Raw genomic sequence first — 26,742 nt, 5'->3', positions numbered from 1 at the left:
GGAAAAAAGTAAAAGAAGGCGAGGAAAGGCCAAGGGAAATGATTTAATGGCAATTATCGGGAACCAGGGAAGAATTTTGATGCCGGTTTTTACTAATCCCTCTTCCCTTTTTCCTACATCTAAAAGGAGGGTATTATGCGTATCGCACTGCTCGGTCAGGCGGCTTTTGGCGCGGACGTGTTCAAAGTATTGAACCCCCGTTATGGCATTGTCGGCGTTTTTTGCCCTCCGGATTCGCCCAAGGGCAAGCCCGACCCCCTGAAGGAAGCAGCGGTTGCGGCAGGGGTGCCGGTGTTTCAGCCCAGGCGGATGAAAGACCCGGAGGCCTACGAACAGATGAAAAAGCTGGCTCCGGACCTGGCGGTGCTGGCCTTCGTCACCGATATAGTGCCGGGCCGGGTACTGGCCCTGCCGCGTCTCGGCAGCATCTGTTATCACCCCTCCATCCTGCCCAGACACCGGGGTGCCTCGGCTATTAATTGGGCCGTGATCCACGGCGACAGCCAAACCGGACTGACCATTTTCTGGGTGGATGAAGGCATCGATACCGGCGATATCCTGTTGCAGAAAGAAGTGGACCTCGGCCCTGATGAAACTACGGGTGCGGTCTATTTCAACAAGCTCTACCCCTTGGGGGTGGAGGCCCTGGCAGAGGCGGTAGATCTGATTGCTGCCGGCAAAGCCCCGCGAATTCCCCAGGATCACTCCCTGGCTACCTATGAACCTCCCTGCGACGAGCGGGTGGCCGGCTTGAATTGGGACCAACCGGGCCGCGCAGTCTATAATTTCATACGCGGCTGCGATCCCCAACCCGGCGCCACTACCACCTTTCGAGGGGAAACAGTAAAATTTTTCAATGCCTCGTACGCACCCCAGGATCATGACGCCCTCCCCGGCGAGATTCTTGAGGTTACCCCGAAGGGTCTCAAAGTGGCGGTAAAAGGCGGCGCTGTCATAATCGCCCGTCTGCGCGCCAAAGACCTGGGCAAGGTAAAGGCCGAGGAATTTATCCAATCCCAAGATCCTCGGGTAGGGGAAAGATTCGGGACCTGACAGGTGAGGCCGGACTCAACGATCCGGCCGACGGGGGCAAAGAATGGCGGCCCTTAGTGGCGTTCCCGGTGACATGCCGTTATTTGCCCTGTCATAGCAAGAAACCTCATCGGAAAAGTGTATTTCATGCCCACGTATAAGAAATCACGCCAGACCGCCAGGACCAAAAAGCCGCCCCCGCCGGAGCGGCGTTGGTCACTGGGGCGACTGCTCTCAAGATTATTTTTGATTCTTTTCCTCGTCGGCCTGGTGGCGGCTGGGGGTATATCTTATTATATTTATTACCATTTCAGTCGCGACCTCCCTGATTACACCTCTTTGAAAGATTTCCGCCCCAATCTGATTACCCGGATCTATGCCCGGGACGGCCAGCTTATGGGCGAGTATTTCATGGAAAAACGCATCATTGTCCCCTATACCCGGTTGCCGCAGCATCTCATCCTGGCTTTTCTGGCCGCCGAGGACGCCCGTTTTTTCGAGCATACCGGGGTTGATTTTCTAGGCATCGTGCGGGCCTTTATCGAAAACGTCAAGGCCGGCGAAATTGTCCAGGGAGGCAGCACCATCACCCAACAGGTGGTCAAGAGCATCCTGTTAAGTTCCGAGAAGAGCTTCTCCCGCAAGCTGCGCGAGGCCATCCTGGCCTACCGGATCGATAATTATCTCACCAAGGAAGAGGTCCTGTACCTCTATCTGAACCATATTTATTTAGGCAACGGCGCCTATGGCGTGGAGGCGGCGGCGCTGGAATACTTCGGCAAGCACGTCGAGGACCTTAATCTGGCCGAAGCCGCCATGCTGGCCGGACTCCCCAAGGCCCCGACCCGCTACGCCCCGACCAATAATCCCCTGCGCGCCAAGGAACGTCAGACCTATGTTCTTAATCGCATGGTGGAGGAAGGTTTTGTTGAACCGGCCGAGGCCCAGGCGGCCCTCAACCAGGCCTTGACTTTCAAGACCTCCCGCCAGCCAGGTTTTGATTACGTGGGCTATTACACTGAATATGTGCGCCAACTCCTGGAGGAACGATACGGCCGGGACCCACTCTATAAAGCCGGGTTCCGGGTTTACACCGCGGCGGATATCGAACTGCATCGCGCTGCTCAGGAGGCGGTTAACCAAGGTCTTAAAGACCTCTACCGCCGTCATGGGTTCCGCGGCCCCTTAAAACGCTTATCGGCCAAAGAGATTGATTCTTTCTGTCTGCAGCAGGTTAAATATCAACAGAAACACCCCCCCCTGAAGGGACAGTTGCAGACCGCCGTCGTGGTTCAGCCTGAGAAAGGGCGAAACTGCCTGGTCGTCCGCTTCGGTAACGAATACGGCTTTCTGGTCCAGAACCCGGCCCCGGCACCTGGGATGAAGGTTTCCGAGGCGAGTAATATTGTCTCCCGGCTGCGTCTAGGCGACGTCATTCAGGTGCGCCTGCAGCAGAAAGCCAGCGGCCGCCAGAAGTGGTTGGTCAGCGTGGACCCCGACCCCACGGCACAGGGGGCCCTGGTGTACGTCGAAAATCACACCGGCAAGGTGCGGGTCATCATGGGCGGGAAAGACTATCGGGACAGCGTCTTCAACCGCGCCACCCAGGCCAAGCGGCAGCCGGGTTCGGCCTTCAAACCCATCATTTATGCTACTGCGGTGGAAAAAGGCTATGGGCCCGGTTCCACGCTCCTGGACGAACCCATCTCCCTGCCGGGAGGCCGACGGGGCGAACTGTGGACCCCCAAAAACTATGATAATCGTTATAGCGGCCCCATCAGTCTGGCCACCGCTCTGGCCCGCTCCCGCAATATTCCCACCGTCCGCCTGCTGATGAGCGTCGGTCTGCCGCCGGTCATCAACCTGGCCAAGGCCATGGGGCTCACCACCCAGATTTATCCCAATTACTCTTCGGCCCTGGGGGCCTCCGAGGTTAGCCTGTTTGAACTTACCCGGGCCTATTCCGTCTTCCCCAACCAGGGACAGTTGGCCGCCCCTATCCTGATCGAACGCCTGGAGGACCGGGACGGCCGGATCCTCGAAGAAGCGGAGCCACATTCACGCCCGGCCATAAGCCAACGCACCGCCCAGATCATGACGGAACTGTTGGTCGGCGTCGTGACGCGGGGTACAGGTCAGAAAGTTCTAGCCCTGAGACGGCCGATCGGCGGCAAGACCGGCACCACCAACAATACTCGGGACGCCTGGTTCATCGGCTTTACTCCCTCCGTCACCGCCGGCGTCTGGGTGGGGATGGATGATGAGCGCTCCCTGGGTGCCAAGGAGACCGGCTCCCAGGCCGCCGCTCCTATATTCATCAGGTTTATGCAGGAGGCCCTGAAAAACCAGCCGCTGGAAGAGTTTCCCAGTCTGCCGGCCACCCTTTTCGCCTCCGGTCGGGACCGGGGGGTGGATGACGAAGCCTCGGACGACGAGGCGGAGGAGGAAGAGTACGATAACCCGGATGAGGAAGCCCAAGCCGCCGTTCGACCCCGACCGGCAATCAATCCGAACTTCTTTAAAAAGGATCTGGGCGAATAATCCCAGCCTTTGCGTAAAAACTAATTCTTCCCCGGAATGGACGGCATCATGAGAGAAATTAACGTTAAAGAGGTTACTGCGGCCGTAAAACAGGCGGCCATGGACGCCAATTATCTGCTCGGCCAGGACATGGTACAGGCCTTCGAGCGGGGTCTGCGGGAAGAGGAATCCCCCGCCGGGCAGGAGGTCTTTCGGCTGCTGTTGGAAAACGCCCGCATTGCCCGGGAGGAACTGATTCCCATCTGCCAGGACTGCGGTCTGGTAGTGGTCTTCGTCGAACTGGGGCAGGAAGTGCATCTGATAGGGGGCAACCTCAACGAGGCCATTCAGGAAGGGGTGCGCCAGGGATATCAGGAAGGCTACCTGCGCAAATCCCTCTGTCACCCACTCACCCGAAAGAATACCGGCGACAATACCCCGGCGGTCATCTACGTCTCAATCGTTCCCGGTGACCGTCTCAAACTTACCGTGGTTCCCAAAGGCGGCGGCAGTGAGAATATGAGCCGGGTGCACATGCTGCGGCCGGCGGCCGGACTGGCCGGCATCAAAGAAAAAATCGCCCAAACCATCAGCGAGGCCGGGGCCAACGCCTGCCCGCCGCTCGTGGTCGGCATCGGCCTGGGCGGCACCTTTGAACAGGCGGCTCTGCTCGCCAAAAAGGCCCTGCTGCGGGAAGTCGGTACCCGCAATCCCGACCCGCAACTGGCGGCTCTCGAGGATGAATTCCTCACCCTGATCAATAACCTGGGCATCGGTCCGGCCGGGATCGGGGGACGCCTCACGGCCCTGGCCGTCCACTTCAATGTTATGCCCTGCCATATCGCCAGTCTGCCGTTGGCCATCAATATCCAGTGCCACGCCAGCCGGCATAAAGAAGTCGTCTTATAAATCATCATGTTCTGAGAAACACCACGAAGCATGAAAGAATAATTGGTGGCATAGGCCTCCTGGCCTGTGCATCAGCGTGCCGGCTGCAAAGCCTGCACCACCTTCTTTCATATAAGTTCACATGTTCTCAAGAACACAACGAAGCATGAAAACAGAATCGTGGCGGCTGCTCACAATAATGTTTTTGCTGCTCACGGCTCACGGCTCACGGCTCACTGTTTTTATACAAGTCCACATGTTCTCAAGAACACAACGAAGCATGAAAACAGAGGCGTAGAGGCGTAGTGGCGTAGTGGGCATTGCCCACCCTACAAATACATTCTGTTTTTATACAAGGAGCTGTCAATGCCTCGTACCAGACGATTAACCACCCCGCTTTCCGACCAGGACGTCGAAGCCCTGGAGATCGGCGATAACGTCCTCGTCAACGGCGTCATTTACACGGCTCGGGACGCAGCCCATAAACGTCTGATCGACCTGCTGGAGGCGGGCCAGCCTCTGCCGGTCGACCTTCGGGGGCAGGTAATGTTTTATGTCGGGCCCAGCCCGGCGCGTCCGGGACGGGTTATCGGCGCCGCCGGCCCCACTACCAGCTACCGCATGGACCCCTATGCCCCCCAACTCCTGCGCCTCGGCCTGAAGGCCATGATCGGCAAAGGCAGGCGCAGTCAGGAGGTTATCGATGCCATGGTGGCCTGCAAGGCGGTCTATCTCGGCGCTATCGGCGGCGCCGGCGCCCTGATCTCTCAATCTATCAAGGCCGCCGAAATCGTTGCCTACGAAGATCTGGGGCCCGAAGCCATCCGCCGTCTGGTGGTGGAAGACCTGCCGACCATCGTCATCAACGACTGTCAGGGGAATGATTTCTACGACGTAAGTCTCAAACGTTATGCGCGCCGCTGACCATCCCCCCGGCGTCTTACCGGATTCCTCCGCAATTTACCCCGGAGTGCCAGATACAAACCCGCAAACGAGGCGGATTTCAGCCCGCCGCCGTCTATATGTTAAGACCTATGGCGGGGAAATGGAACATATAGGGGCTAACCTCATGTTCGCCCGCAACAAATATATAGCGGCTGTAGGGGCGAACCTCATGTTGGCCCGCAAAAAATATATAGCGGCTGTAGGGGCGAATCTCGTATTCGCCCGCAAAAAATATATAGCGGCTGTAGGGGCGAATCTCGTATTCGCCCGCAAAAAATATATAGCGGCTGTAGGGGCGAATCTCGTATTCGCCCAAGGCTTGGGGTGAAGACAGGATTCGCCTCTATCGGATGAGCCTACCGGTGTTGCAGGGTTGTAGGGCGAAAAAAACGAGGCACCCCCCCCGCCGCAGTTGGGAAGTGGTTTCTACACAGGCTTGGAAGCCTGTGCCACCGGTAAATGATCTTCATGGTTCGCCTGTGACCTACAGGTAATGGCCATTAGCGAGAAAACGAGACAGTCCCGGTTCCAGTAAAGCTAGCATTTTTTATTAAAAAATTTACCATTTTCAAGTATACTGAAATTATCATGACGTATGACCTTGCTTCAGCAGTTTTCATCATCAGCCCATAGGTAAAAATATGACCCACCCTGCTGACCTTGAGGTAATTCGACAGCGTATTCTAGAAAAAAAGAACAATTATCAGGAGTATAATTTTGGCCCCCTAAGGGATGACGCCATCAAAACCTTTTTTGATCTGGCGCAGGAATACGAAACCCTGGAGAATCTCTTCCGGGTCTGCGTCGCGGTCATCAAAGAGTTCTTCGACCTCGACAGCCGTCTCTTCCTGACCTGCAGCGGCGTCGGGTGCCTGGAAGCCGTCTGCGACAGCCTGGAGGGGCTGCGGGCATACCGGACTCCGGCCCCGGAGGAAATCCATCTCTCCAATACCGCCTATGCCGCGGGCGATTCCTGGGTCATACCGGTCCGCGGCAACCGCCTCCTGGTGGACCGCCTGCCTTTCTTCGCCAAAGATCAGGTTATCGGCATGCTCGAGATCTTTCCCGCCCATGCCTTGACCGACAGTGATACCTTCTTCTTCGAGAAATACGCCAACCGCCTGGGCTACGCCCTGCATAACAAGATCATCACCTCCCAGAATATTCAGCATATCCGCTTTATTAACAGCCTGGTAGGCGATATTGAGCACAACGTTATTGTCCCCAATATTTCTCTCAGCCTCTACCTGCGCCACGTCAAGAAGAAGATCCAGACCCTGCACAACCTGGTAAACACCCTCTCCGAAGACGCCCGCTCCTGTCCTGAATTTGTCGCCCAGGTGCGGGCCCTGGTCCTGGGGATTGATAGCGACTGCCAGATTTTCGATAAGCAATACCACGGGGTCAGCCTCTTTCTTGAATCGCTCTTTCGGCCCAGTCATTTTCAGCGCGGCCATCTGGTGCTGCGAAAGCGCAAATGCAATGTCCGCAGCGAAATTATTCAGCCCCAGTTGGAGCTTTACCTCCCCAAACTCCAGGAACGGCATATCGAAATCGACGAAAGCCTGGGCGGCGTCCCCGAAGAGGATTTTACCCTGCTGGTGGACAAGGGTCTGATCTCCCAGGTTTACGCCAACCTCTTCTCCAATGCCGTGAAATACAGCCGCCCCTCCCCGTCCGGGCGGAAATACCTCTCTTTCGGCCGCCGCCTGATCCCCGATTTTTTCGGCCCGGGAAAAGACGGCGTCCGCTTCAACGTCTTCACCTCGGGACCCCGCATTCCCCAGGAAGATATCGGCAGAATCTTTGAGGAAGGCTACCGGGGAGGCAATGTCGAAGGTGAGGTCGGCACCGGCCGGGGCCTCTATTTCGTGCGCAACGTTGTCGAAACCCACGGCGGTTCGGTCGGCTGTGAGTATACCGGAGACGGTAACGACATCTACTTCGTCCTCCCGGTCTTTAGCGATCAGGATGCCGGCCTTGGCCCCCTGACGGCAGAATTGTCACAATCCTGAATTGCGACACCCCCGGCGGCACAGGCCGGAACGGGCAATACCGCCAAATCCCGCACAAGTAAACCCATCATCAAAAAAACTTGACACACCGTTTGGAGCCTAGTAAAATTAATTACTGATACATGGTGCCAGCGAGGGCACGGTTGCCGTAAGCCGCCCACACCCCCTAAAAGTGCAATAACCAAGCGAATATATTGCAAAATCGGGGATGGCAGGATGTAATCGACGGGCCATTGGTGTGTACTGAAATCAATCAGTCGGCTGCGGCCCGATAGTCAATCCCGCCGGCATCCGGCCCCTGATCCCATAAACTTCCCAACTCCGCAATACCTAACCACCTGGGCTATCCGGGTCAAAGTGTTTTTATCACTTTAGCCGTAGCAGCGAGTCTTTTAACCTCACCGGTTTTCTTGAAGGGCGAACCGACAGAAAAAACGGCTGGTCATTCATTTTGTAGAGAATGGTAATTTCCATGACCTAAAAGTCATTCGCAAACCATGAAAATCACTTGCCGGTGGCACAGGCTTTCTAGCCTGTACAGAAGTTAATTTTTGACCAACAACCGGAAACTATATTTTCTTAGTAAGATACCGGAAGAACTCAAGTTATAGAACTAGAACGAGTCATAACCCATGTTGGTAAAATATCTCGAACGAGCTTTGGAAAAGGCCCATTACGAAATCATTGATGATCCTCACCCCTATTATGGGGAGGTCCCTGGCCTGGAGGGTGTATGGGCCACGGGCGACACTTTGGAATAGTGTCGGCGTTATCTCCTGGAGGCAATCGAAGATTGGGTATTTTTCAGCATTGCCAAAGGCTATTCTATCCCTCCCCTGGGGGATATTTGCCTGCACCTGCCTGAGTATGATCAGCGGATATCAGGTCCCATCAAAATGGGGTAAGGGATGCGAAAATCCCGAGTCGGAGATTGGCGCGTTATATTCAAAATTGATGATCATCATCAAGAGAGAAAATCGCCTTGGAAGAATTCGATGCCACCCAAAGTGTTGATGATATCATCGCAGCTTTTCAACAAGAAGGATATTCCCCGGAATTTCTGGCTGATCTTGAGGAGGGTTTAAAAACTTCGTCCGTCTATAAACCATGAAGCCAAGACCCCTTAAAGAAGAAATTCTCGCCATCACCAAACACTATCGCCAATCTTGATGGCCTAATGTTTATTTCCCATAACCCATAACCTCTTACAGACTCCGGTTGGCCAAGGACTACGCCAAGGCCATTGAAGAATTGAGCAGACTCCGGTGATATTTAAAGTTATTTTAAAACCTGATCCCGAAGATGGTGGCTTCGTTATGAGCTGCCCAGCCCTTCTAGGGTGCCACTCCCAGGGAGACACGGAAGAAGAAGCCATTGCGAATATTAAAGATGCCATCTCAGGTTGCCTGGAGGTTTTAAACCAACGGGCCCAGGCTCATGTCCCGGTTGAGGATCTTACCACCGACCACTTCAAGGAATCCCCATATGGCTGCTGTTAGTAAAGATGTTATCAAACAGGCTATCGAACTTATAGCAGAGGATGATTTGCCGGATTTAATGGAATTTATCGCCTACCTGCAATGGCGGCGAGAAGAGCAGGATCAATCCTGGTTTATGACGGAAGCCTGGCAAGCCCGGTATCGCGAGGCAAAAGAGGATTTGGCTGAAAACCGGTTCCGAGATTTTGAAAAGGTCAACGACTTTTTACAAGACCTGGAAAGCCGGTGAAAATCCGCCGCACGGATAAGTTTAAAAAAGATTATCAGGATCTGCCCAAAGAAATACGGTATCGTTTCAAACAAAAAATCTCTTTGCTCATGGGGAATACTCGCCATCCCTCTTTAAGAATACATAAAATCAAGGGCAGGGAAAATCTCTGGGAATTGAGCATTACCATGGACTACCGCGTGCTTTTTGAGATAGAAGGGGAATACTTGGTTTTCCTCAGTGTCGGTCCTCACAAGATCGTTGATCAAATATAAATTGAAGCAATCCGATTTTCCCCCATAACCCATAACCTATAACCCATAACCTGTTTTTATCCCATAACCTATTTTTTTATAAGAGAAAAATTAATGCAATTAACCATGGATTTGAAGACTTCTGCCGAAGTACTTGGAGTAAATCCAGATAAGCTCAAAAATTATCTGCAGAAAGAACAACCAGGCGGAATAATTCGCTTGGAAGAAGACTGGCACATATCTATTTTTACCCTTGCCAAGATTTTAGATACAACTCCCGAAGCTCTCCTGGAATTCATGGAGGATTCTCTCCTGGGAAATATGCTGGCCGCGGTAGAGAATGATACAGTTTTCGAAGGTGAGGAAGGAAGAAAAACTTATCAGAGTTATCTGGCTGAAAAAAGTCAATGATCTGGCGGATTAAATATACCAGAACCTTCCTGAAAGAACTTACCGTCTTGGATGAGGAAGTTAGACAACCTATTGAGAATATAGCCTTTGGAGAGCAGATTAAGACTGATCCCTTCCTAAGTGGTAAAGTAAAAAAACTAAAGGGTTCCTGCCCCGCTTGCTAATCTGCCAGAAAAAAGAGTATAATCCTTCCAGAGAACACCAAAAAGGTTTTATCCTGTTATGTCGGCGCGTTATTAGTTATCTGATTACTAAAAGGAAATGTGGCATGGAGCCAATACTTGATGATCTTTTATTTAAGGTAAAGACCATAATCCACGGTCCGGATGCGGACTTGCTCAAAGTCATTGTAGATATGCTGTATGAGAGGCACGACGATGATTTACCCCTCACCCCGGAAGAGCTAACTGATCTGAAGGAGAGAGAAGTTGCGGTTAGACAGGGGGAATACCTGACCGTAGAAGAATTAGACCAAGAACTCGGGGGATGAGCTACACTGCGCACATCGCCCGGAAAGCGGCCAAAGAAATAAAAGGATTGGATAAAGCCACCGCCAAGCGTATACGCGAGCGAATTCGTGAGCTTGCCGTCGACCCTTATGACCGCCGGATATCAGGACCAATTAAAATGGGGGAAGGTATGCGAAAATCCCGCGTCGGAGATTGGCGCTTGATATTCAAAATTGACGATACTCATCAATTAATTATTATCCTTGCCGTGAAACCCCGGCGCCGGGCTTATCCTAACCAATGAAGCCCTTCGTTTTTTACTTAATTTATTGGAAAATCAGCGAATTATTATTCACCCATAACCTCCGACCTATGACCCATTACCTGATTTTTCCCCATAACCCATGACCCATAACCCATAACCTGTTTTTATCCCATAACCCATAACCCATAACCTATAACCTGTTTTTATCCCATAACCTATAACCTATTACCTATTACCTATTATTCATAACCTATTTTTACATCCCCTTTCCCCTTGAGATCAGCCCCGGCAAAAGGTACGGTATAATAAAAGTGTTTTTTCAGGAGGATGAAGTGAGCACTAGCAAAATAGAATACACTGCCGAACTCTTACAGGATGGCCATCTTTCTGTCCCTGACGATATAAAGGAAAAATTGCTCCAGATGAAAGGCTATACAATCACGGTCAGAATCGAATTGCCGGAACTTACGAAAGCTCCTAGTGCACCAAGTTCTTTCCTCAGAGCCAGAAAACTGTTAGCTTCTATCCCCGGTGACTTAAGCGCCGATATTATCAGAGAGCGCGAGGATAGAGTTTGATCCGGAGATATTTTTTTGATACCAGCGCCCTGGTTAAACTGTATCATCAGGAAAAGGGGACAGAAGCACTGGAACATCTCATTTCTGCCGCCGATACCTGTATTGTTATTTCCGATTTGTCCTTTATAGAAATTACCTCTGCTTTGGCAACCAAGGTAAGGATGGGCCTTATTGATCGTGACGTTTTTGAAGCGGTTCTGGACTGTTTTATAAGGGATTTTGCTGGATATGAAATTATTGAGGTGGATCATGCAGTCAAAATGCAGGCGGCTGACCTGTTAAAGACCATAGTGGTGACAAGACGGTTGCGCACGTTAGATGCCTTGCAACTTGCCTCAGCCCTGACGGCGGCCAGGAAATCGCCCCTGGATTTATTCGTGGCCGCAGATATATTTCTCATCGAGGCAGCACAAGCAAAGGACCTGCAAACTTTTTCAGTGTAAAAATAAAACCTACCTGCAAAACCCATAACCCAAAACCCATAACCCATAACCTGTTTTTATCCCATCACCCATCACCTATTACCTATTACCAATAACCTATCCCATATTATTCGAAGTATTATGAAAATAGGTGATCGTTGTTGGGTAATTATATGAAAGTAAGAAATAAATAATATGTGTGGTATAGCTGGGATATACTATCTCTGCAATGATGCTCCTTCTCAGGAGGGTACCAGATTCGCCCTGGAAAGAATGAACCAGGCCCAGGCGCATCGCGGCCCCGATGACGAGGGTATCTGGCAGAGCCCCAACAGCAGGGTGGGCTTTGGACACCGGCGGCTATCAATTATCGACCTTTCTTCCGCTGGCCACCAACCCATGAGCAACGAGGACGGCTCGATTTGGATTACCTATAATGGAGAAATCTATAATTACCAACTCTTGAGAGAAGAATTGTTGGGCTTAGGCCATATCTTCCGCAGCCAATCTGACACCGAGGTAATCATTCATGCCTATGAAGAATGGGGGATCGACGCCTTCCGGCGCTTCCGGGGCATGTTTGCTTTTGGCCTATGGGATGGCCACTGTCACAAACTCTACCTGGTAAAGGACCGCTTCGGCATTAAGCCCCTCTACTACTACCAGGACCAGGATAAGATTGCCTTTGCCTCGGAAGTGCGTGCCCTGTCCAAGTCGGGTCTTTTTCAACCCCACAAAAACCATGACGCTCTTATCGTCTTCCTGCTTTTCGGCTCTGTTCCCATTCCAATGACGACAGTAAAGGGGGTTCTTGGGATTCCAGCAGGTCATTTTCTGCTGGTGGAAAACGGCCATATAAGTATGCATTGTTATTACGACCTCTGGACCGATGGTATTGGGGAGGAAAAGACCATCTCAGCCGATGAGATGCGCCATTTGTTACAGGAGACTGTGGCCCAACACCTTATTTCTGATGCCCCCATCGGTCTGTTTCTCAGCGGCGGCATCGATTCTTCGGCTCTGGTGGCCTTGGGGGCCACTGCCAAGAAGTCGAGGCTTACCACTCTGTCGATTATTTTTGATGAAGCCGAGTATTCCGAACAAAAATATCAACAACTCATTGCGGGGCGGTATCACACCGATCACCGGGAACTAACCGTCACGTCAGAGTTATTTCAAGAGGAAATGCCTAAGGTATTTCAAGCCATGGACCAACCCAGCATTGATGGGGTGAACACTTATTTCGTCTCCCTGATGGCTAAAAAGGCCGGTTTGAAGGCAGTACTGGCCGGCACCGGCGGCGACGAGGTCTTTTGCGGTTACCCCCATTTTAAACGTGCTTGTTTATTAAGTAAGATAAGCAAGTTGGGTTTTTGCCTGAGGAGCCTCAATGGCTTGACCTGTTGCCTCCCCGGCAAATGGCAGAAGCTGGCGTTTCTCGGTCTAGACCGATCTCTGGGACTTTACCTTATGCTCCGTGGATTATTCTCCCCAGCAGAAGTGGCCCAACTCACGGATGCCACGATTAAGGAAGTGCAGCGTCTAGCTACATCAATGCAACCCTTGAACGGCGATGGCCATTCTCATCAAATGGGCACTTACCATCCCGTAGATATGCTTTCCCGATGGGAAATCCATGGGTATCTGCAGAACCAGCTTCTGAAGGACACGGATTGCATGTCCATGGCCCACTCCCTGGAAACCCGGGTCCCCTTCCTGGACCCTTTGCTTATCAGCACTGTATTGGCTATCAGACCTAAAGAACGTATTAATCCTAAGGTGCCCAAGGTGCTGCTCACCCAGGCTCTGAGCCAGTTCTTGCCCCAGACCCTAGTTTATCGCCCCAAGATGACTTTCACTTTCCCCATTGGCGAATGGCTGAAACAAAAAGCTAGTTTCTGGCAGGCTACTTCTCAAACTAATACTCCGGCCGCACGGCAAGTCTGGCAGGACTTCGCCGCGGGAATAGTATCTTGGACCAGACCGTGGGCATTAATTATAGCTGAAATGTCTAATTTAAGCTGATCTCCATTAAAAGGTGGTCATTTGTCTTGCAGGCAAGTGTTTCATTAAAAATAGCCAAACTCATTCAAGACATTGCTAATTTCGGTCTTGAAACTTTGAGAAAGGCATTTTTCCCACATACCGGAAAAACAATTGATCGCTTGATGAATCATCCAGGGAGGGTGTTAATCCTGCGCACCGGCAACGTCGGCGATACGGCCTGCGCCTTGCCGGCCCTGGCCGCAGTGCGCTATAATTTCCCTTTGGCCCATCTAACCCTGCTCACCTCACCGGGGCCGCGGGGTTTGCCCGAAGCCCGGGAGGTCCTGGAGAGGCAAGGGCTGGTAGACGAGATCATCACCTTTTATCGCGAAGACTTTGCCGACCTTTCCTTCCGGAAAAATCTACTCCGGAACTTGCGCCAGCGCCGGTTTGATCTTTTCCTGCTCTTCCCTCAGGAGCGCACCGATCTCCGGCGAACGTTCAGGGACTTGCTTTTTGCCCGCCTCCTGGGGGTCAAAGGGGCCTGGGGCTTCACCCTGGCGCACCATTTCCCGTTCATGGATAACCGCCGCCTGCACGATTATCGGCCGCCTCATAATGAGGTGGAACGTCTCCTGCTTCTGCTCCAGCGTACCGGAATTAATTCTTTGAAAAGATATCAGATTCAGCTTCCCATGCCTTGCCAGCAGATGGCCGACCGCCTCCTTGAGCCCTATTTTCAAAATGGCTCCCGGCCGGTTATCGGCCTGCAAACCCGGGCCAAGGCTCAGGCTAATCAGTGGCCTCTGGCCAATTTCACCGAGTTGGGCCGCCGCCTCCAGGCCACCTGCCAGCCGGTGTTTATCCTTTTTGGAGGGCCGGCGGAAAAAGACCAGCTCCAGGAATTCGCCCACACCTTTCCTGGTGATAAATTTATCGCTGCCGGGCAAACGTCCCTGTTGGAAACTACGGCGCTGTTGTCCCGCTGCCATGTCCAGGTTACCCTGGACACCGGTCCCATGCACCTGGCCGCCTTGGTGGGCACCCCTATTGTCGCCCTGTTCAGCGCCCGCCAATTTCCGGTTATGTGGGAACCTTGCTCGGATAACGCCGTCATCCTGAGAAAATCCGTGCCCTGCGAACTCTGCTTCCAGGAGGATTGCGACCATCTTACCTGCATGAAGGCTATCACAGTTGAGGAAGTGTATGCCGCGGTGCTGGACCATTTGAGAAGGCACAATCGCCAACTTCTTTGTAACAATAGGATGTCTTCAATTGAGCCTGCATCCCAGTATATCTCCCAATTTTTCCTAGCATGAGGTTCGCTTATCAAATAGACTTAATATATACCATCGGGCTTGCTGAATTAACATGGATCTTCTACAACGTTTCGCACAAGGGTTTTTTTGGAGCCTACTTGGTTTAGTGGCGACCAGGCTCTTTTCCCTGATAACAGCAGTGGTCATTGCCCGTCTGCTGGGGAAAGAGGTTTTTGGAGAGTTGGGCATGATCCAGAGCACAATCGGGCTTTTGGGCACTTTTGCAGGCTTCGGCCTTGGTCTCACTACTACCAAGTATGTGGCCGAGCTCAAGGCCAACGCCCCGGACCGGGCTGGCCGCATTATAGCCCTCTCAAATCTGGCGGCTTTGGTCACCGGTGGCCTGATGACCCTGGTTTGCCTATCTCTGGCGCCATTTTTAGCCCGGAAGACGATGAATGCCCCGCACCTGGCCCTCATGTTGCAGGTAGGAGCACCCATCCTTCTGGTTTCGGCCCTTCTGGGGGTTCAGACGGGCAGTCTCTTCGGCTTTCAGGCCTTCCGGGCCATCGCCCGCATTAATTTCTGGCAGGGATTATTCACGCTTCCAATAACTTTAATCTTAGTATATTTCCTCGGATTGCTGGGCGCAGTGCTCTCTTTGATCGCTTCTGCCTTGGCGGGGGTAGTTTTCTCGTCCTTGACCTTGCGAAATGAATGTGCCGCTTCCGCTCTTCGGGTCAGCTATCGGGACAGCTGGGCTGAGCGCCGGGTCCTATGGGATTTCTCCTTACCCGCAGTGTTATCGGGGAGCATGGTATCACAGGTTACTTGGGCCGCCAATGCCATTCTGGTGAACCAGCCGAACGGCTATGCCGAACTAGGGCTTTTCAACGCCGCTAACCAGTTTCGGATGTTTATCATGTTTTTACCCAATATTATAGGTATGGTTACTTTGCCCCTGCTTTCCGAAATTCACGGGCAAAACGAGGGCTCTTTCGTCCGAGCGATCAACGCTAATTTAAGGACCATCTGGGGTCTTTCTCTTCCTCTGGGTTCTCTCCTCATCGGGCTTAGTCCCTGGCTCATGGCTCTCTATGGTACTCAGTTTCAAGAAGGCCATTTAATCCTGGCCCTGCTGGTTTGCGTGACCATCATGCACGTGGCCGGTTCAACGGTGGGACAGGCTTTGATCAGTTCTGGCAAAATATGGGTGGGGTTTTCCCTTAACATGGCATGGGCTCTGGTCCTCTTGCCAACTGTGGTTTTTTTGGTGCCCTCCAAGGGTGCTATGGGACTGGCCCTGGCTTATTTTCTGGCTTACTTTTTTCTGACCATTTGCCTGTTGCTTTTCGTATGGAGGTCATTAGGCCGGAGTAGCGTGCAATATTCCTTCGTCTTATCCGGCTTAACGGGAATTCTTTTCTTACTCGCTTTCGGGAGCGGGCATATATCACAAATCCTGGCTGCCGTTTTGGCTTTGTTCACAGCTATTATTACAGGTTTATATGGCTGGCACGTTTTACCGCTACAGGGGAAGCAGAAAGTCTTGGAAATATTTTGCTCCGGCCGGTCCGTGCCAGAAATAACCTGATGAAGGTTTATCAAGAAATGCAGCTAGGGCCGATCGCCCATAAGAATTCGCAACACTCCCTCAACCTCAGGCACATGGCGACGCTTTAAATTTATCAGGATGATTCTAAAACTGCCTCCATTGCCAGAGACTGTGTCGGCTGCTCGCAAACCTTATTGGAATATGGCAGCCACATGTCATCGCTGCTGCCCGGTTTGCCAGTCCGATGAGCCGGTTCCTATCATCAGAAGGCCGGATGGTTTCATAGTTCATAGTTGTTCGATTTGCAAAATGGTATACCTAGCCGATATTCCTCTCGAAGCTGATATTAATAACTTCTACAATGATTATTGTCTTTTTAAAAATTGTCATTTAGGCAAAAATAGTATATTGAGAAGAACATTACAATACTATACTAACCCCTTTATTTCAATTTTACTGAATACGGGAGCAATAAGAAATCATGTTGTTTGTGAAATTGGTTGTTCATTCGGCAATTTTTTAGACTTAATTAGCTATGGAGGGGGTATTCCTTTTTGAGTTGAACTCGATAGTATTGCTCCGCAACATCTGGCAGGAAAGAATATACCAGCAACAAAATTTTTGGATTTATCAAAAAAATATGACATAGTCTGTCTCTTTCAAGTATTGGAACATTTAGTTAACCCCAAAAAATTAATTGATGATATTTCGCAAGTTTTAAATCCTGACGCCAGGCTTCTCATATCTGTTCTCAATGCGGAAGAATATAACAAGATTGGGCATTCCTGGGTAGGGTTTCGCGTTGATTTAGAACACCTTAATTATTTCAATTTGCGTAATCTCTCTGAAATCTTGTTAAGCCAGGATATGTATATCGAACATTTTTGGGAACACAAGCAGCCCTCGGTGGCCCGCAACGGTGATCCTAAAATAAATATTAGTCTTTTTCGGAAGTTATATAAAAAAATCTTTATCAGTTTATTAAGGTATTTCTGTGGCGACAACCTTTATAACCAAGGTTCCTTTGTCCTGACCGTCTTGGCCAGGAAAGCCTGAACGAATCGGGAGAATCTTTCCCTAAAGATAATTTCTCATGATTGCTAGCCGGAAACACCCATTTGAAAGATGTGGGCTCGCTTCATTATCGGATCTCAAAACATCTGAATGGCGAAATCTGTTCTCTTTTTTGGAAAGAGAACAAGAAGTATTTTTAGCCTATGAAAACAGATTTCGTAGTGCTGAATATAGATGGCCTCGTGATCCACTACATACGTGGAGTAGGGTTTGGGAATATCCATATGTTTATCATCATTTGAAATCAAGGCGGGAGGATTTTGGAACAACTTTGCCTCTGGTCATAGATTTAGGTAGTGGGGTAACCTTTTTTCCATTTTCTGTCGCCCGCTTAGGATATCAAGTTATCTGTGTCGACATTGACCCAATATGTGAAAAGGATTTGAACAATGCGGTTGAATTGATTCCACATAAACCAGGCAAAATAGAATTTAAGCTAACGAATGGAACTAATTTGCCGTTTTCAAATGCTGAAGCCGATATCATATATTGTATCAGCGTACTGGAGCATATTCCTAAATTTGAACAAACCATATCTGAAATGGCCCGTGTTCTTAAGCCTAAAGGAATATTGCTACTTACTATAGATCTAGACTTGCGAGGTGACTCAGAAATCGGGCCTGAAAAATATAACATTCTTATTGAAAATCTACGCGAATACTTTAATGAATATTATTCTAACAGCACAATTCACCCTGCTGACATTTTAACTTCCGTTACAGGTCCTTATCCATGTAAGATATTGAAAGGGTCTGACCTTGCCTGGTCTTTGCTCAAGCAATTAATCTTAAAGCTATTGCACGGAACTAAAATAGCCCAAAATCCTTTTTTTTATTTAACAGTTCAAGGGATGGTACTTGGTAAGAGATAAAGCAGGTTAAAGAGTGGTATTCTTGTAAAAATTCAATGAAGTTAGTTTACTTCTTAACGTTTTTAACTGGCTTTTTTATAAGTGATTTCCTAAGGCACTATAATTTTTAGCACAATAATGCTACAAGAAGGTAACAGATAGGTTGAAGAAACTTCAATGATAGGTATTATAACCTGGGTCCATCCGGACTATTGTATGCCGACAATGTGGGCTAGCAAAACCCTGGCAAAAACCTACCAAGTATTGGTTCTTTGCAAGGACGCATTCGAAACTAAAGGAAATTACCCTTCCCCCGTAAAAATAATAAAAATCGGCCCTAAACGTCTCGATTTTAACGAGTTTGCTAATTTATCGGCTATTCAGAAAGGGAGAGACTATTGGGAATTCTGTCTCTCGGTATTTAAATTTATTGAAAATTATCGGCCCGAAGTGCTAATTGTTTATTACCCGGTGTCCTTTTTTATTGGATTTATTTCAGCAAAATTATTTAAGATTCCTTTGCTTTATTATGTAAATGAATATTACACTCTTTCAGATCTCCCCAAGAAATTGTCATTTCATTATTTTTACAAACTGTTAGAAAAAATATTATCGAAAAAAGCCGATGCTATAATTGATGTGGAAAAAAACCGCTTACGCCTTTTCCGAAAATTTGCACACCTGGATAACACTCCCTCGTTTGTGGTAACCAATTGTCCTCTTAGCGGGTTGGAGATTCCCACAAGAATTCCCAAAATATTATCTCAGTGCAAAAATCAAAAAAAGAAAATCCTTCTTTATCAAGGAATTATCTCAGATGGCCACTGTCATGCGGAAATGGTAAGGGCGCTTATCGACCTACCTGAGGAAGTTGTATTAGTTTTATTGGGTCACGGTCAACCAGATTATAAGGCTTCATTACAAAATCTTGCCAAGACAAACGGGGTTGAGCATCGTCTATTGTTGCTGGATCGAGTGAGTCCAGAGGAATTGTTTTCTTATATCGCCGCCGCCGATATAGGATTGTTGCTTTATCGACCGAAAAGTCTCAATTCCATCTATGCGGCTCCTGGGAAACTGTTCGAATATTTAGCCATGGGAGTCCCGGTCATTTACCCCGGCAAGACTGCCATTAGGGAAATTATCGGCCCATTGGATGTGGGAGAAGCTTATAGAGAAGAAACCCCTGAAGATTTAGCAAAATCTGTGAGATATCTTTTAAACCGGTTAGAAAGAGATCCCCATATCAAGAAGAGGGCCAGAGAAAGTTATTTACAGCAATTTAATTATGAAACTCAATTTGCCCCGGTGATGGATTTTATCGCTCAATTAATAAAAAGCTCAAGCAAATAATTTAGTTATGGAATTAAGAGAAAGATTTTACCGTAATTATCAGACGTTGAATTTAGCGGGGGAGACAGCTTTAACGGCGCAGTCCCTGCAAGGATTAAGCGATTACTACCGCCGAAGTATTATTGATAAATTTCTCCCGCCTGATAAAGGCCTCAGCATTCTGGATCTGGGGTGCGGCTGTGGGCCGTTTCTCTATGCCTGCCAGCAGGCAGGCTATCGAAATCTCGCTGGCGTCGACGCCTCTCCGGAACAGGTGGCTTTGGCCCGTGAACTGGGTCTGAACCAGGTCATTCAAGGCGATCTGCGCAATTTTCTGGCTACTTCTCAAGAAAGGTATAATGTTATCACCGCCTTCGATGTGCTGGAACATTTCACCAAAGCAGAAGTCATGGAGATCTTGGACCAAGTATACACCGCTTTACACCCTGGGGGGCTCTTCCTGCTTCGGACCCCGAACGGTGAGGGGCCGTTCGCAGGTAGATACTTCTATGGTGATTTCACCCACGAGGTCTGCTTCACCCGCCATAGCCTGGCTCAGGTGCTGCGGGCTGCAGGGTTTGCCGAGATGAGTTTTTATGAAGTTGCGCCTTTGCCTCACGGAGTAAAATCTACCATTCGCTTTCTGTTGTGGCATGTGATCAAGGGCTGCCTCTGGTTCTACCAGGCGGTGGAGACTGGCGGTTGGCGTGACCGGCATATCTTTACCCAAAACATCATGGCGGTTAACAAAAAGTAGTTTTTTAGATTAACCTTTGGGAAAATAATCCTTTATTGAGGTATAAATGCGTTGTGCTGTAATTGGTCCAATACACACTGATTCATTTGCCAAATGTATCATAACGGCCTTTATGGACATGGGCCACCAGGTCATGAGCATTAATCCAGATCGTGGTCTTCTGTCTGGATGGCTTCCTGACTCCCTTTACACCAAAAATTCTTTCAGAATCAGGTCCCTGGAAAGGCTTTTGATTAAGGCAATACCGGAATTGGAAGTGGTGATCTTCCGAAAGGCCTTGCATGAGCTGAATAGGTTTGAGCCGGAGCTCGTCTTATCCACCATTTGGGATATCCCTCCTGACGTAGTGAGCAATTTTAAAAAGGGGCCGGCTCGGACTCCCATCACCGCGGTATGGTGCCCGGACGCCATGATCAATTTTGACCGGCAGTATATCTTCACCGCCCCCTGGGATTATCTTTTTTTTACAGATGAATACATTGTAGAATTTTTCCACAACCTGGAGTTGAATGCCCATCTCTTACCCCTGGCCTGCTATCCCGGCTGGCACCGGCAGGTCCGCCTCACCCCGGAAGAAAAAGAATTTTACGGCTGCGACATCACTACCGCCGGGAACCTCTACGGTGTCCGGGTCAAGGTGTTCGAGCAGTTACTGGACTATGACGTCAAGATCTGGGGGGCATCTCCCGGCCGGACGATAACCAGCCCGGTGCGCCGCTTTCATCAACACCGTTATGTCGGGGAGTTGGAGAAGTCCAAGGCCTTTAACGCCGCCGCTATTGTCCTCAACAACATGCATTATGCCGCAATAAGAGGTTTGAACAAACGGGCCTTTGAGGCCTGCGGCTGCGGGGGGTTTCAGCTCATCAGCGATTCGTCGGTGCTGGCACAATACTTTGTTCCTGGCCAGGAGGTAGTGGTCTACCGCAACTTGCAGGAACTGCGGGAACTGGTCCCTTATTACCTGAACCGGCCTGAGGAGCGGGCCGCGATCGCCGCCGCCGGCTACCGCCGGGCCCAGAGCGAACACACCTACCACCGACGCCTGGAAACCATGCTGCGGATAATTGCCGCGGACAAGAACCAATCCAAGTCCTGCCAAGATGACAGCATACCTCAACCTGGTGCAGCCCAACCCATAACAGACCAGGAAATGGCCACATGAATCAAAGACCCGGCCCACATAAACCCAGGCCGCGTCTAGTAACCAAGACCCAGGGAAATTGCATGGGCTCAACTCCCGCCATCAAAAGTCCGGGGTATGCCGCGCTTTTGGGAGGGGCCCTGTTTCTCTGCTTTTTCCCGTTTCTGCCAGAGCAGGGAGCGGCCACGCTGTCTCTATCCTTGTTTCTTACGGCCCTCCTCGCCGCCCTGTTCCTCTATCCTTTGCTACGCGGTTGGGTAGACGGCCAGGTGGATTTGTTTCATCCCATCAGCTTTGCGGTCCTGGCTTACTTATTTCCCAATTATGTTATCAAAAGTCTTTACCTGCTTTTCCATGGCTGGCCCGAGGGGCAGTCCAGTTGCCCATTGTATTTGCCGCAGTACCAGTTAATGGCCCTATTGCTGGTGTTGCTAGCTTACCTGGCCCTGGCTTTAGGGTATTGGCTGCGCCTGGGAGAGCGCCTGGGACAGATGCTGCCCGCCCCGCCGCACTTTCCCCTTGACCCGGGCGAGAGCCGGGGACTGCTCCTGGCGCTTTTCCTGGGCGGCTATCTGCTGATCTATGTTTTGGCGGCCACCTGGAGCGGCTTTTATGAAAGGGAGCATGAGACGACCTGGCGTCAACTATCCTGTATAGGTTATTACTGCTTTTTCCTGATGGCCTTTCTCTATTTTCGCCACCCGGCCGCGGCCCCTCGGCTGAAACTCCCTCTACTGTTCATGGCGGTGATCACGGCCGCCTTTTTATTGACCAGCGGCAGTCGGTATGCCCTGTTAATGCATATTATGTACTTTCTAGGGGCCTGGCAGTTTGCCCGGGGACGAGGTTTAAGCCGCTCTACTCTGCTCAAAGCTTTGGCCGTCCCGATCATTCTGCTCCCCCTGGTATTGGTAATCAGCACTAATTACCGTCTTGTCGCATACAAAAATTACGGGAGCAGGTCGCACGAAACCGCATCTAAACGGATCGATAATTTCTCTGAAGCGATTGTAAAAACTCTGAATTCTAATGTTTCCGAAAACGTTGATTTTGCCTATGAGATTTTGATTAATCGCTTGCCGGGTTTAGATACCCTGATTGTGGTGCTCTCCGCCGGGCCGCAGGCCAAAGCCCTAGAACGAGCCTTTGGCATTGACAACAACATCCCCGATGATCTTTTCTGGATGCTGGTCCCCAGGTTGTTCTATCCGGAAAAACCCATTATGATGGAGAGGGGGAAATATTTCGGCTATATCTATTGGGGACAGCCGCTCAGTATCTATTCCTTTCCGGCGCTCACCCCAATCGCTGATCTCTATCGCTTCGGCGGCGTGCTCGCCCTCTTTGTCGGTATGTTGGTCATGGGGATATTTCTCAAAGTGGTGCGTACCTGGCTCATCGGCAAAGAGGGGCAGGTGGGAGCCTATGCCGCGCTATTTTATATATATCTGATTACCCCTCTCAGGGGTGCATTTGAATCTTCTTACACCTCCTTATTTTTTGTGACCAGCAGGTGCCTGGTGGTGCTGTATTCCTTTGTCCTGTTAATTTATCTGTGTTACCTATTGCTTAATCGGCCATCCGTTAGCTCCAAAAAGGCTATTTATCGTCAACCGCCAGCATGAAAATTCTCCATATTACAGGTTTTTATGAACCCGCCTGGCATTTGGGCGGTGTGGTTAGAAGCGTCAGTCAGCTCTGCCGGGGGTTGGCCAGGCTGGGGCACGAGGTGACGGTCTTTACTACAGACAGCGGCATGGATCGGCGGCTGGATGTACCGGTGAACCGGCCGGTGGATGTTGGTGGAGTAACGGTTTATTATTTCAAGACCGATTTTTTCCTCAAGTTTGCCTATTCCCGGAGTTTAGGCCAGGCTTGCCGGCGGCTGATCAAAAATTTTGACCTGATGCATTTGACTGCCTTTTGGTGCTATCCGGGGATTCCCGCCGGGGTTGCCGCCCGGCAACAAGAAATGCCCTACCTGGTGTCGGTACACGGCACATTGCGGAAGGCGGCCCTACAGCACAAAGCTTGGAAGAAGTGGATATATTTCTGGGCTATTGAGAAAAGGAATGTCAGGGGGGCGGCGGCGCTTCATTACACCACTGCCATGGAACGGGAGTTGGATGCCTTCCACCGTTTCCCGGTCCCCAGTTTTATCGTGCCCAATGGTTTAGAAGTGCAGGAATTCCAGGAATTGCCGGAAAAGATTGCGGCTAAGGCTAACTTTGGCCTCAACCCGCAAACTCAGGTCGTTACGTTTTTGGGGCGGTTGCACCAGATTAAAAACCTCGACCTGCTCATGAAGGGCATGTCTGAAATTGGCCTGAATGGGAAAGAGTTGGTGTTACTGTTGGCCGGACCTGACGCCGGGGCGGAAATCTCTCTTAAAAATTTGGCGGAGTCAAGCGGCCTCAATTCCCACGTAAAGTTCTTGGGGCCGGTAGATGCTGTGGGTCGCCGCAATCTCCTGGCAGCCAGCGATTTGATGGCCCTGGTAAGCAGCAACGAGAACTTCGGCAACGCGGTGGTGGAGGCTATGCTGGCCGGGGTGCCGGTGCTGGTCTCGGAGCACGTGGGCATCTGCCGGGAGGTGCAAGCCGATGGTGCGGGGCTGGTAGTGCCCTTAAAAGTCGAGGCCATTGCTCAGGGCCTGAAGCAGATGTTATCTGACCCTGCCCGGCTAAAGGCGATGGGGCAGGCGGCCGCGGCTGCGGCCCGGCGGCGCTATGACATAGATATTGTGGCCCAACAAATGGCGACCGCCTACGAGGATATTCTCACCGGGCGGCGCAGACCGGGGCTTAATTGGTCAGATAGCCAAGTTGAGGGCAGGTGAAATATGGCAAAAGCTCCAGTTTCGGTGATCATCCTCACTTATAACGAAGAAGTCAACATCCGGGCCTGCCTGCAGAGCGCTAAGGACCTGACCGATGAGATCTTCATTGTGGATTCCTTCAGCACCGATCAGACCCTAAACATCGCCCGAGCATACACCGAGAAGATTTATCAGAATGCGTGGGTGCATTGGGCGGATCAACGCAACTGGGCCTTGGATAACCTGCCCCTAAAAACGGACTGGGTGTTATTCCTGGATGCCGACGAGCGCCTAACTCCGGAATTGTGTCAAGAAATCTCTGAAACCTTAGCTGGTAAAGCTAATCCTTCAGTGCAGGGCTATTATATTAAAAGAAACTTTTACTTTTTGGGGAGATGGCTTAAACATGGGGGCTATAAGGCCGATTATATCTTAAGGTTGATCAAAAAGCAGCAAGCCCGAATACTGAAAAGAGGAGCCTGGGAGTATGCAACTGTTCAGGGTGAATTGGGTTATTTAAATTACCCAATGCGCCATGAAGATGCCAGAGGCTTAACCTACTGGATAGCTAAACATAATAACTATGCTATTATGGAGTCCCACGAATTAGTAAGGTTGGACAATAAAGCCGGTCTTACAAATGAAGCCGCGGCCACCAACCAAAGAAAAATAGAGCATAAGTTTAAGATTTGGTTACGGGAGAAGATATGGGTTAGGATGCCGCTCTTTATCCGCCCCCTGTTTTATTTCTTTTATCGTTATATCGTGCAATTGGGCTTCCTGGATGGCAAAGAAGGGTTGATCTATTGTTTTTTGCATGGGCTATGGTATCCGTTTCTGGTTGATGCTAAATATTTGGAACTCAAGAAACGCAATTCACATTCAGGGACTTCGCCATGTAACAATGGTTGAGACATCGATTTATAATCGCCGGTTTTAGGTGGAGAAATGTTTAAAGAGAAAATTAGCTGCTGTCCAGCGTGCGGTGGCCAAGCCATTGGGTTTTGGTTAAAAAAAGAGAAATCTGGAGTAATATATGACCTTTGGAAATGTTCTACCTGCCAAACTGGGTTTATGAACCCTCAACCCACTAAAAAATTCCTCGCCTCAGTTTATGCACGTTCGGGCCATGGACTTTCGGAGCCAATTTCTTATCCAGAGGTGCTCAGACGTGAGGAAGAATATCCAAATGCCACAGTAGATTCGGAAAGGTTAGTCAGTTGGGCCATAAATTATATGGGGGGGGGAAGAAATAATCAACAATATGCAATAGATATCGGTTCTGGTTTTGGGTTTTTTAGTCGTGCCGCACTCCAGTCAGGTTTTAAGGTCAAGTCGATCAACCCTGGTAAGTGGGAAAACCAAGTTTTTGCAGAGATGAATGGTTTTAGTCCTATACCTGCTTTTTTTGAAGACCTCGATCTTCAGGGCGAGAAATTTGATTTGGTTATTCTGAGCCAAGTTTTAGAGCATATTGAAAAGCCGTACGATTTTTTAGTAAAAATTAGAGAAATTATAAAACCAGGAGGGATTTTAGCAATTGCGGTCCCTAATGTAAACTCAATTTTCGTAAAAATATTAAGGGATAAAGACAATGGCTGTTTATGGGTTCCAGAGCATTTAATCCATTTTTCGAAACTTGGGCTAAAAGCACTTTTGTCCAGAACCGGTTTTGAGATTCAGAGGCATATCTATCTAAGTAGAATACCATATTTTAGTTTAAGTAATAAACTAAAGCTAACAGGTTTTAAGCGTAATGCGGTTAATTTTGGCGTTAAAGTTTTGCAATATTTGCCACTTAAAATCTGTAATCTAACTGGCACCGGAATAATGCATAATCTATGGGCCAGTCCCAAAAACAGTCAATTACCATGAAGATTCTTTTGATCAGTCCCTTTTTCCCGCCTGAAGTCGGGTCGGCGGCATGAGGTGCTGGTGCTTAATGGTTAGAATTGTTGCAGCCAGAGGCAACTCAAGTTATGCTATTTTCAGGATTCATAGATAATTATAGCAATTTCGGAGGGCGGGCGGTGCCGAAGCTGACGGTAATTTATTGGAAGGCGGAAAAATTCTATCTGGGCAAGATCCTGGAGCATCCGGAGATTATGACCCAAGGCGAGACCCTGGAAGAACTGTTTTACAATATCAAGGATGCCTATTTCCTGATGTTTTTTGACGATGTGCCGGAACATTATGAAGTTCAAGAAATTTCCCTGTGAAACGGCAAGAATTCATCAGTCAATTGGAAAGATCTGGGTGCGTCCTTTCCCGTCATGGCTCTAAACATGATATCTATCTCAACCATAAAAATGGGAAAAAACAACCGGTCCCCCGCCATACCGAAATTGAGGAAACCCTGGTACGGCATATAAAAAAGTATCTCGATATAGTTTGACACTATGAAGATTTTACTCATAACCCACTATTTCCCGGTAAGGGATAAAGGCATCAGGTGATGGCGCTTACCGGCCAGACCCGTTA

At 49.8% G+C, this 26,742-nt stretch carries 30 protein-coding genes; all 30 read left to right on the top strand.

All coding sequences use genetic code 11. From position 1 onward, the window contains the following. The first annotated feature begins 135 nt into the window (after positions 1–135). The 30 genes from DESAC_RS08365 to DESAC_RS16990 all read left to right on the top strand — a co-directional run bounded on the left by DESAC_RS08365 (position 136) and on the right by DESAC_RS16990 (position 26,656). Entirely contained in the window at positions 136–1,053 is a 918-nt protein-coding gene (locus DESAC_RS08365) for a methionyl-tRNA formyltransferase (RefSeq protein ID WP_013706637.1), read from the top strand. 126 nt (positions 1,054–1,179) lie between these two features. Further along, on the top strand, positions 1,180–3,573 hold the full coding sequence (locus tag DESAC_RS08360) for a penicillin-binding protein 1A (RefSeq protein WP_013706636.1): 2,394 nt from the start codon (positions 1,180–1,182) through the stop codon (positions 3,571–3,573). 48 nt (positions 3,574–3,621) lie between these two features. Beyond that, complete coding sequence (locus DESAC_RS08355; protein WP_013706635.1) at positions 3,622–4,461, top strand: fumarate hydratase; 840 nt, start codon at positions 3,622–3,624, stop codon at positions 4,459–4,461. Between the two features lie 345 nt (positions 4,462–4,806). Then, complete coding sequence (locus DESAC_RS08350; RefSeq protein ID WP_013706634.1) at positions 4,807–5,364, top strand: Fe-S-containing hydro-lyase; 558 nt, start codon at positions 4,807–4,809, stop codon at positions 5,362–5,364. A gap of 121 nt (positions 5,365–5,485) precedes the next feature. Continuing rightward, positions 5,486–5,713, top strand: coding sequence for a hypothetical protein (locus tag DESAC_RS16055; protein ID WP_013706633.1), 228 nt, complete (start codon positions 5,486–5,488; stop codon positions 5,711–5,713). Positions 5,714–6,026: 313 nt separating this feature from the next. Further along, positions 6,027–7,400: a GAF domain-containing sensor histidine kinase gene (locus DESAC_RS08340; RefSeq protein ID WP_013706632.1), complete on the top strand. Its 1,374-nt coding sequence runs from the start codon at positions 6,027–6,029 to the stop codon at positions 7,398–7,400. A gap of 632 nt (positions 7,401–8,032) precedes the next feature. Further along, positions 8,033–8,161: a hypothetical protein gene (locus tag DESAC_RS16775; protein ID WP_258164911.1), complete on the top strand. Its 129-nt coding sequence runs from the start codon at positions 8,033–8,035 to the stop codon at positions 8,159–8,161. 221 nt (positions 8,162–8,382) lie between these two features. Further along, positions 8,383–8,511 (top strand): hypothetical protein, encoded by a 129-nt coding sequence (locus tag DESAC_RS16770; protein WP_258164910.1) that lies wholly within the window; start codon positions 8,383–8,385, stop codon positions 8,509–8,511. A 154-nt stretch (positions 8,512–8,665) separates the two neighbouring features. Continuing rightward, the gene (locus DESAC_RS08330; protein ID WP_013706631.1) at positions 8,666–8,899 is read left to right on the top strand and encodes a type II toxin-antitoxin system HicB family antitoxin; all 234 of its coding nucleotides are present in this window, start codon (positions 8,666–8,668) and stop codon (positions 8,897–8,899) included. Beyond that, positions 8,886–9,128 carry a hypothetical protein gene (locus DESAC_RS08325; RefSeq protein ID WP_013706630.1) on the top strand — a complete coding sequence of 81 codons (243 nt, stop codon included), beginning with the start codon at positions 8,886–8,888 and terminating at the stop codon, positions 9,126–9,128. Before DESAC_RS08330 ends, DESAC_RS08325 begins: the two co-directional genes overlap by 14 nt. Next, positions 9,125–9,382, top strand: coding sequence for a type II toxin-antitoxin system RelE/ParE family toxin (locus DESAC_RS08320; protein WP_013706629.1), 258 nt, complete (start codon positions 9,125–9,127; stop codon positions 9,380–9,382). Before DESAC_RS08325 ends, DESAC_RS08320 begins: the two co-directional genes overlap by 4 nt. A gap of 93 nt (positions 9,383–9,475) precedes the next feature. Further along, on the top strand, positions 9,476–9,772 hold the full coding sequence (locus DESAC_RS08315; RefSeq protein ID WP_013706628.1) for a hypothetical protein: 297 nt from the start codon (positions 9,476–9,478) through the stop codon (positions 9,770–9,772). Between the two features lie 268 nt (positions 9,773–10,040). After that, complete coding sequence (locus DESAC_RS08305) at positions 10,041–10,262, top strand: hypothetical protein (RefSeq protein WP_013706626.1); 222 nt, start codon at positions 10,041–10,043, stop codon at positions 10,260–10,262. Continuing rightward, positions 10,259–10,525, top strand: a complete 267-nt coding sequence (locus DESAC_RS08300; RefSeq protein ID WP_013706625.1) for a type II toxin-antitoxin system RelE family toxin — start codon at positions 10,259–10,261, stop codon at positions 10,523–10,525. The genes DESAC_RS08305 and DESAC_RS08300 overlap by 4 nt, the downstream gene beginning before the upstream one ends. A gap of 293 nt (positions 10,526–10,818) precedes the next feature. Beyond that, on the top strand, positions 10,819–11,064 hold the full coding sequence (locus tag DESAC_RS08295; protein ID WP_013706623.1) for a hypothetical protein: 246 nt from the start codon (positions 10,819–10,821) through the stop codon (positions 11,062–11,064). Continuing rightward, on the top strand, positions 11,061–11,507 hold the full coding sequence (locus DESAC_RS08290) for a type II toxin-antitoxin system VapC family toxin (RefSeq protein ID WP_013706622.1): 447 nt from the start codon (positions 11,061–11,063) through the stop codon (positions 11,505–11,507). The genes DESAC_RS08295 and DESAC_RS08290 overlap by 4 nt, the downstream gene beginning before the upstream one ends. 174 nt (positions 11,508–11,681) lie before the next feature. After that, complete coding sequence (gene asnB, locus DESAC_RS08285; protein ID WP_013706621.1) at positions 11,682–13,511, top strand: asparagine synthase (glutamine-hydrolyzing); 1,830 nt, start codon at positions 11,682–11,684, stop codon at positions 13,509–13,511. A 143-nt stretch (positions 13,512–13,654) separates the two neighbouring features. Continuing rightward, positions 13,655–14,791, top strand: a complete 1,137-nt coding sequence (locus tag DESAC_RS08280) for a glycosyltransferase family 9 protein (RefSeq protein ID WP_237671392.1) — start codon at positions 13,655–13,657, stop codon at positions 14,789–14,791. Positions 14,792–14,843: 52 nt separating this feature from the next. Further along, complete coding sequence (locus DESAC_RS08275) at positions 14,844–16,325, top strand: oligosaccharide flippase family protein (RefSeq protein WP_013706619.1); 1,482 nt, start codon at positions 14,844–14,846, stop codon at positions 16,323–16,325. A gap of 534 nt (positions 16,326–16,859) precedes the next feature. Further along, entirely contained in the window at positions 16,860–17,342 is a 483-nt protein-coding gene (locus tag DESAC_RS08270; RefSeq protein WP_083800245.1) for a class I SAM-dependent methyltransferase, read from the top strand. Between the two features lie 37 nt (positions 17,343–17,379). Then, positions 17,380–18,231, top strand: coding sequence for a class I SAM-dependent methyltransferase (locus DESAC_RS15260; protein WP_013706618.1), 852 nt, complete (start codon positions 17,380–17,382; stop codon positions 18,229–18,231). A 195-nt stretch (positions 18,232–18,426) separates the two neighbouring features. After that, complete coding sequence (locus DESAC_RS08255; protein WP_013706617.1) at positions 18,427–19,563, top strand: glycosyltransferase; 1,137 nt, start codon at positions 18,427–18,429, stop codon at positions 19,561–19,563. A 7-nt stretch (positions 19,564–19,570) separates the two neighbouring features. Beyond that, positions 19,571–20,299 (top strand): class I SAM-dependent DNA methyltransferase, encoded by a 729-nt coding sequence (locus DESAC_RS08250; RefSeq protein WP_013706616.1) that lies wholly within the window; start codon positions 19,571–19,573, stop codon positions 20,297–20,299. Between the two features lie 229 nt (positions 20,300–20,528). Further along, a complete protein-coding gene (locus DESAC_RS08245) occupies positions 20,529–21,464 on the top strand; it encodes a CgeB family protein (RefSeq protein WP_169311518.1) in 936 nt (311 codons plus the stop codon). Between the two features lie 62 nt (positions 21,465–21,526). Then, a complete protein-coding gene (locus DESAC_RS08240; RefSeq protein ID WP_148231210.1) occupies positions 21,527–23,068 on the top strand; it encodes a hypothetical protein in 1,542 nt (513 codons plus the stop codon). After that, a complete protein-coding gene (locus DESAC_RS08235; RefSeq protein ID WP_013706613.1) occupies positions 23,065–24,282 on the top strand; it encodes a glycosyltransferase in 1,218 nt (405 codons plus the stop codon). Before DESAC_RS08240 ends, DESAC_RS08235 begins: the two co-directional genes overlap by 4 nt. A 3-nt stretch (positions 24,283–24,285) precedes the next feature. Next, a complete protein-coding gene (locus DESAC_RS08230; protein WP_013706612.1) occupies positions 24,286–25,173 on the top strand; it encodes a glycosyltransferase family 2 protein in 888 nt (295 codons plus the stop codon). A 36-nt stretch (positions 25,174–25,209) separates the two neighbouring features. Continuing rightward, the gene (locus tag DESAC_RS08225; RefSeq protein WP_013706611.1) at positions 25,210–26,136 is read left to right on the top strand and encodes a class I SAM-dependent methyltransferase; all 927 of its coding nucleotides are present in this window, start codon (positions 25,210–25,212) and stop codon (positions 26,134–26,136) included. A gap of 155 nt (positions 26,137–26,291) precedes the next feature. Next, positions 26,292–26,480 (top strand): type II toxin-antitoxin system HicB family antitoxin, encoded by a 189-nt coding sequence (locus tag DESAC_RS08220; RefSeq protein WP_013706610.1) that lies wholly within the window; start codon positions 26,292–26,294, stop codon positions 26,478–26,480. Beyond that, positions 26,477–26,656 carry a type II toxin-antitoxin system HicA family toxin gene (locus DESAC_RS16990; RefSeq protein WP_013706609.1) on the top strand — a complete coding sequence of 60 codons (180 nt, stop codon included), beginning with the start codon at positions 26,477–26,479 and terminating at the stop codon, positions 26,654–26,656. The genes DESAC_RS08220 and DESAC_RS16990 overlap by 4 nt, the downstream gene beginning before the upstream one ends. The last annotated feature ends 86 nt before the right edge of the window (positions 26,657–26,742 follow it).

Origin of the sequence: Desulfobacca acetoxidans DSM 11109, from assembly GCF_000195295.1 — a bacterium.
Taxonomy (GTDB): Bacteria; Desulfobacterota; Desulfobaccia; order Desulfobaccales; family Desulfobaccaceae; genus Desulfobacca; species Desulfobacca acetoxidans.
This window is presented reverse-complemented; position numbering and strand designations above follow the sequence as displayed.

What these genes read in the sequence shown, in the direction of transcription:
- DESAC_RS08365 (WP_013706637.1), top strand. Translation starts at nt 136, where the DNA reads ATGCGTATCGCACTGCTCGGTCAGGCGGCTTTTGGCGCGGACGTGTTC.
- DESAC_RS08325 (WP_013706630.1), top strand. Translation starts at nt 8,886, where the DNA reads ATGGCTGCTGTTAGTAAAGATGTTATCAAACAGGCTATCGAACTTATA.
- DESAC_RS08240 (WP_148231210.1), top strand. Translation starts at nt 21,527, where the DNA reads ATGGGCTCAACTCCCGCCATCAAAAGTCCGGGGTATGCCGCGCTTTTG.
- DESAC_RS08300 (WP_013706625.1), top strand. Translation starts at nt 10,259, where the DNA reads ATGAGCTACACTGCGCACATCGCCCGGAAAGCGGCCAAAGAAATAAAA.
- DESAC_RS08315 (WP_013706628.1), top strand. Translation starts at nt 9,476, where the DNA reads ATGCAATTAACCATGGATTTGAAGACTTCTGCCGAAGTACTTGGAGTA.
- DESAC_RS08235 (WP_013706613.1), top strand. Translation starts at nt 23,065, where the DNA reads ATGAAAATTCTCCATATTACAGGTTTTTATGAACCCGCCTGGCATTTG.
- DESAC_RS08230 (WP_013706612.1), top strand. Translation starts at nt 24,286, where the DNA reads ATGGCAAAAGCTCCAGTTTCGGTGATCATCCTCACTTATAACGAAGAA.
- DESAC_RS08225 (WP_013706611.1), top strand. Translation starts at nt 25,210, where the DNA reads ATGTTTAAAGAGAAAATTAGCTGCTGTCCAGCGTGCGGTGGCCAAGCC.
- DESAC_RS08250 (WP_013706616.1), top strand. Translation starts at nt 19,571, where the DNA reads ATGGAATTAAGAGAAAGATTTTACCGTAATTATCAGACGTTGAATTTA.
- DESAC_RS08355 (WP_013706635.1), top strand. Translation starts at nt 3,622, where the DNA reads ATGAGAGAAATTAACGTTAAAGAGGTTACTGCGGCCGTAAAACAGGCG.
- DESAC_RS16775 (WP_258164911.1), top strand. Translation starts at nt 8,033, where the DNA reads ATGTTGGTAAAATATCTCGAACGAGCTTTGGAAAAGGCCCATTACGAA.
- DESAC_RS08360 (WP_013706636.1), top strand. Translation starts at nt 1,180, where the DNA reads ATGCCCACGTATAAGAAATCACGCCAGACCGCCAGGACCAAAAAGCCG.
- DESAC_RS08280 (WP_237671392.1), top strand. Translation starts at nt 13,655, where the DNA reads ATGAATCATCCAGGGAGGGTGTTAATCCTGCGCACCGGCAACGTCGGC.
- DESAC_RS08305 (WP_013706626.1), top strand. Translation starts at nt 10,041, where the DNA reads ATGGAGCCAATACTTGATGATCTTTTATTTAAGGTAAAGACCATAATC.
- DESAC_RS08275 (WP_013706619.1), top strand. Translation starts at nt 14,844, where the DNA reads ATGGATCTTCTACAACGTTTCGCACAAGGGTTTTTTTGGAGCCTACTT.
- DESAC_RS08255 (WP_013706617.1), top strand. Translation starts at nt 18,427, where the DNA reads ATGCCGACAATGTGGGCTAGCAAAACCCTGGCAAAAACCTACCAAGTA.
- DESAC_RS08340 (WP_013706632.1), top strand. Translation starts at nt 6,027, where the DNA reads ATGACCCACCCTGCTGACCTTGAGGTAATTCGACAGCGTATTCTAGAA.
- DESAC_RS15260 (WP_013706618.1), top strand. Translation starts at nt 17,380, where the DNA reads ATGATTGCTAGCCGGAAACACCCATTTGAAAGATGTGGGCTCGCTTCA.
- DESAC_RS08350 (WP_013706634.1), top strand. Translation starts at nt 4,807, where the DNA reads ATGCCTCGTACCAGACGATTAACCACCCCGCTTTCCGACCAGGACGTC.
- asnB (WP_013706621.1), top strand. Translation starts at nt 11,682, where the DNA reads ATGTGTGGTATAGCTGGGATATACTATCTCTGCAATGATGCTCCTTCT.
- DESAC_RS16055 (WP_013706633.1), top strand. Translation starts at nt 5,486, where the DNA reads ATGGAACATATAGGGGCTAACCTCATGTTCGCCCGCAACAAATATATA.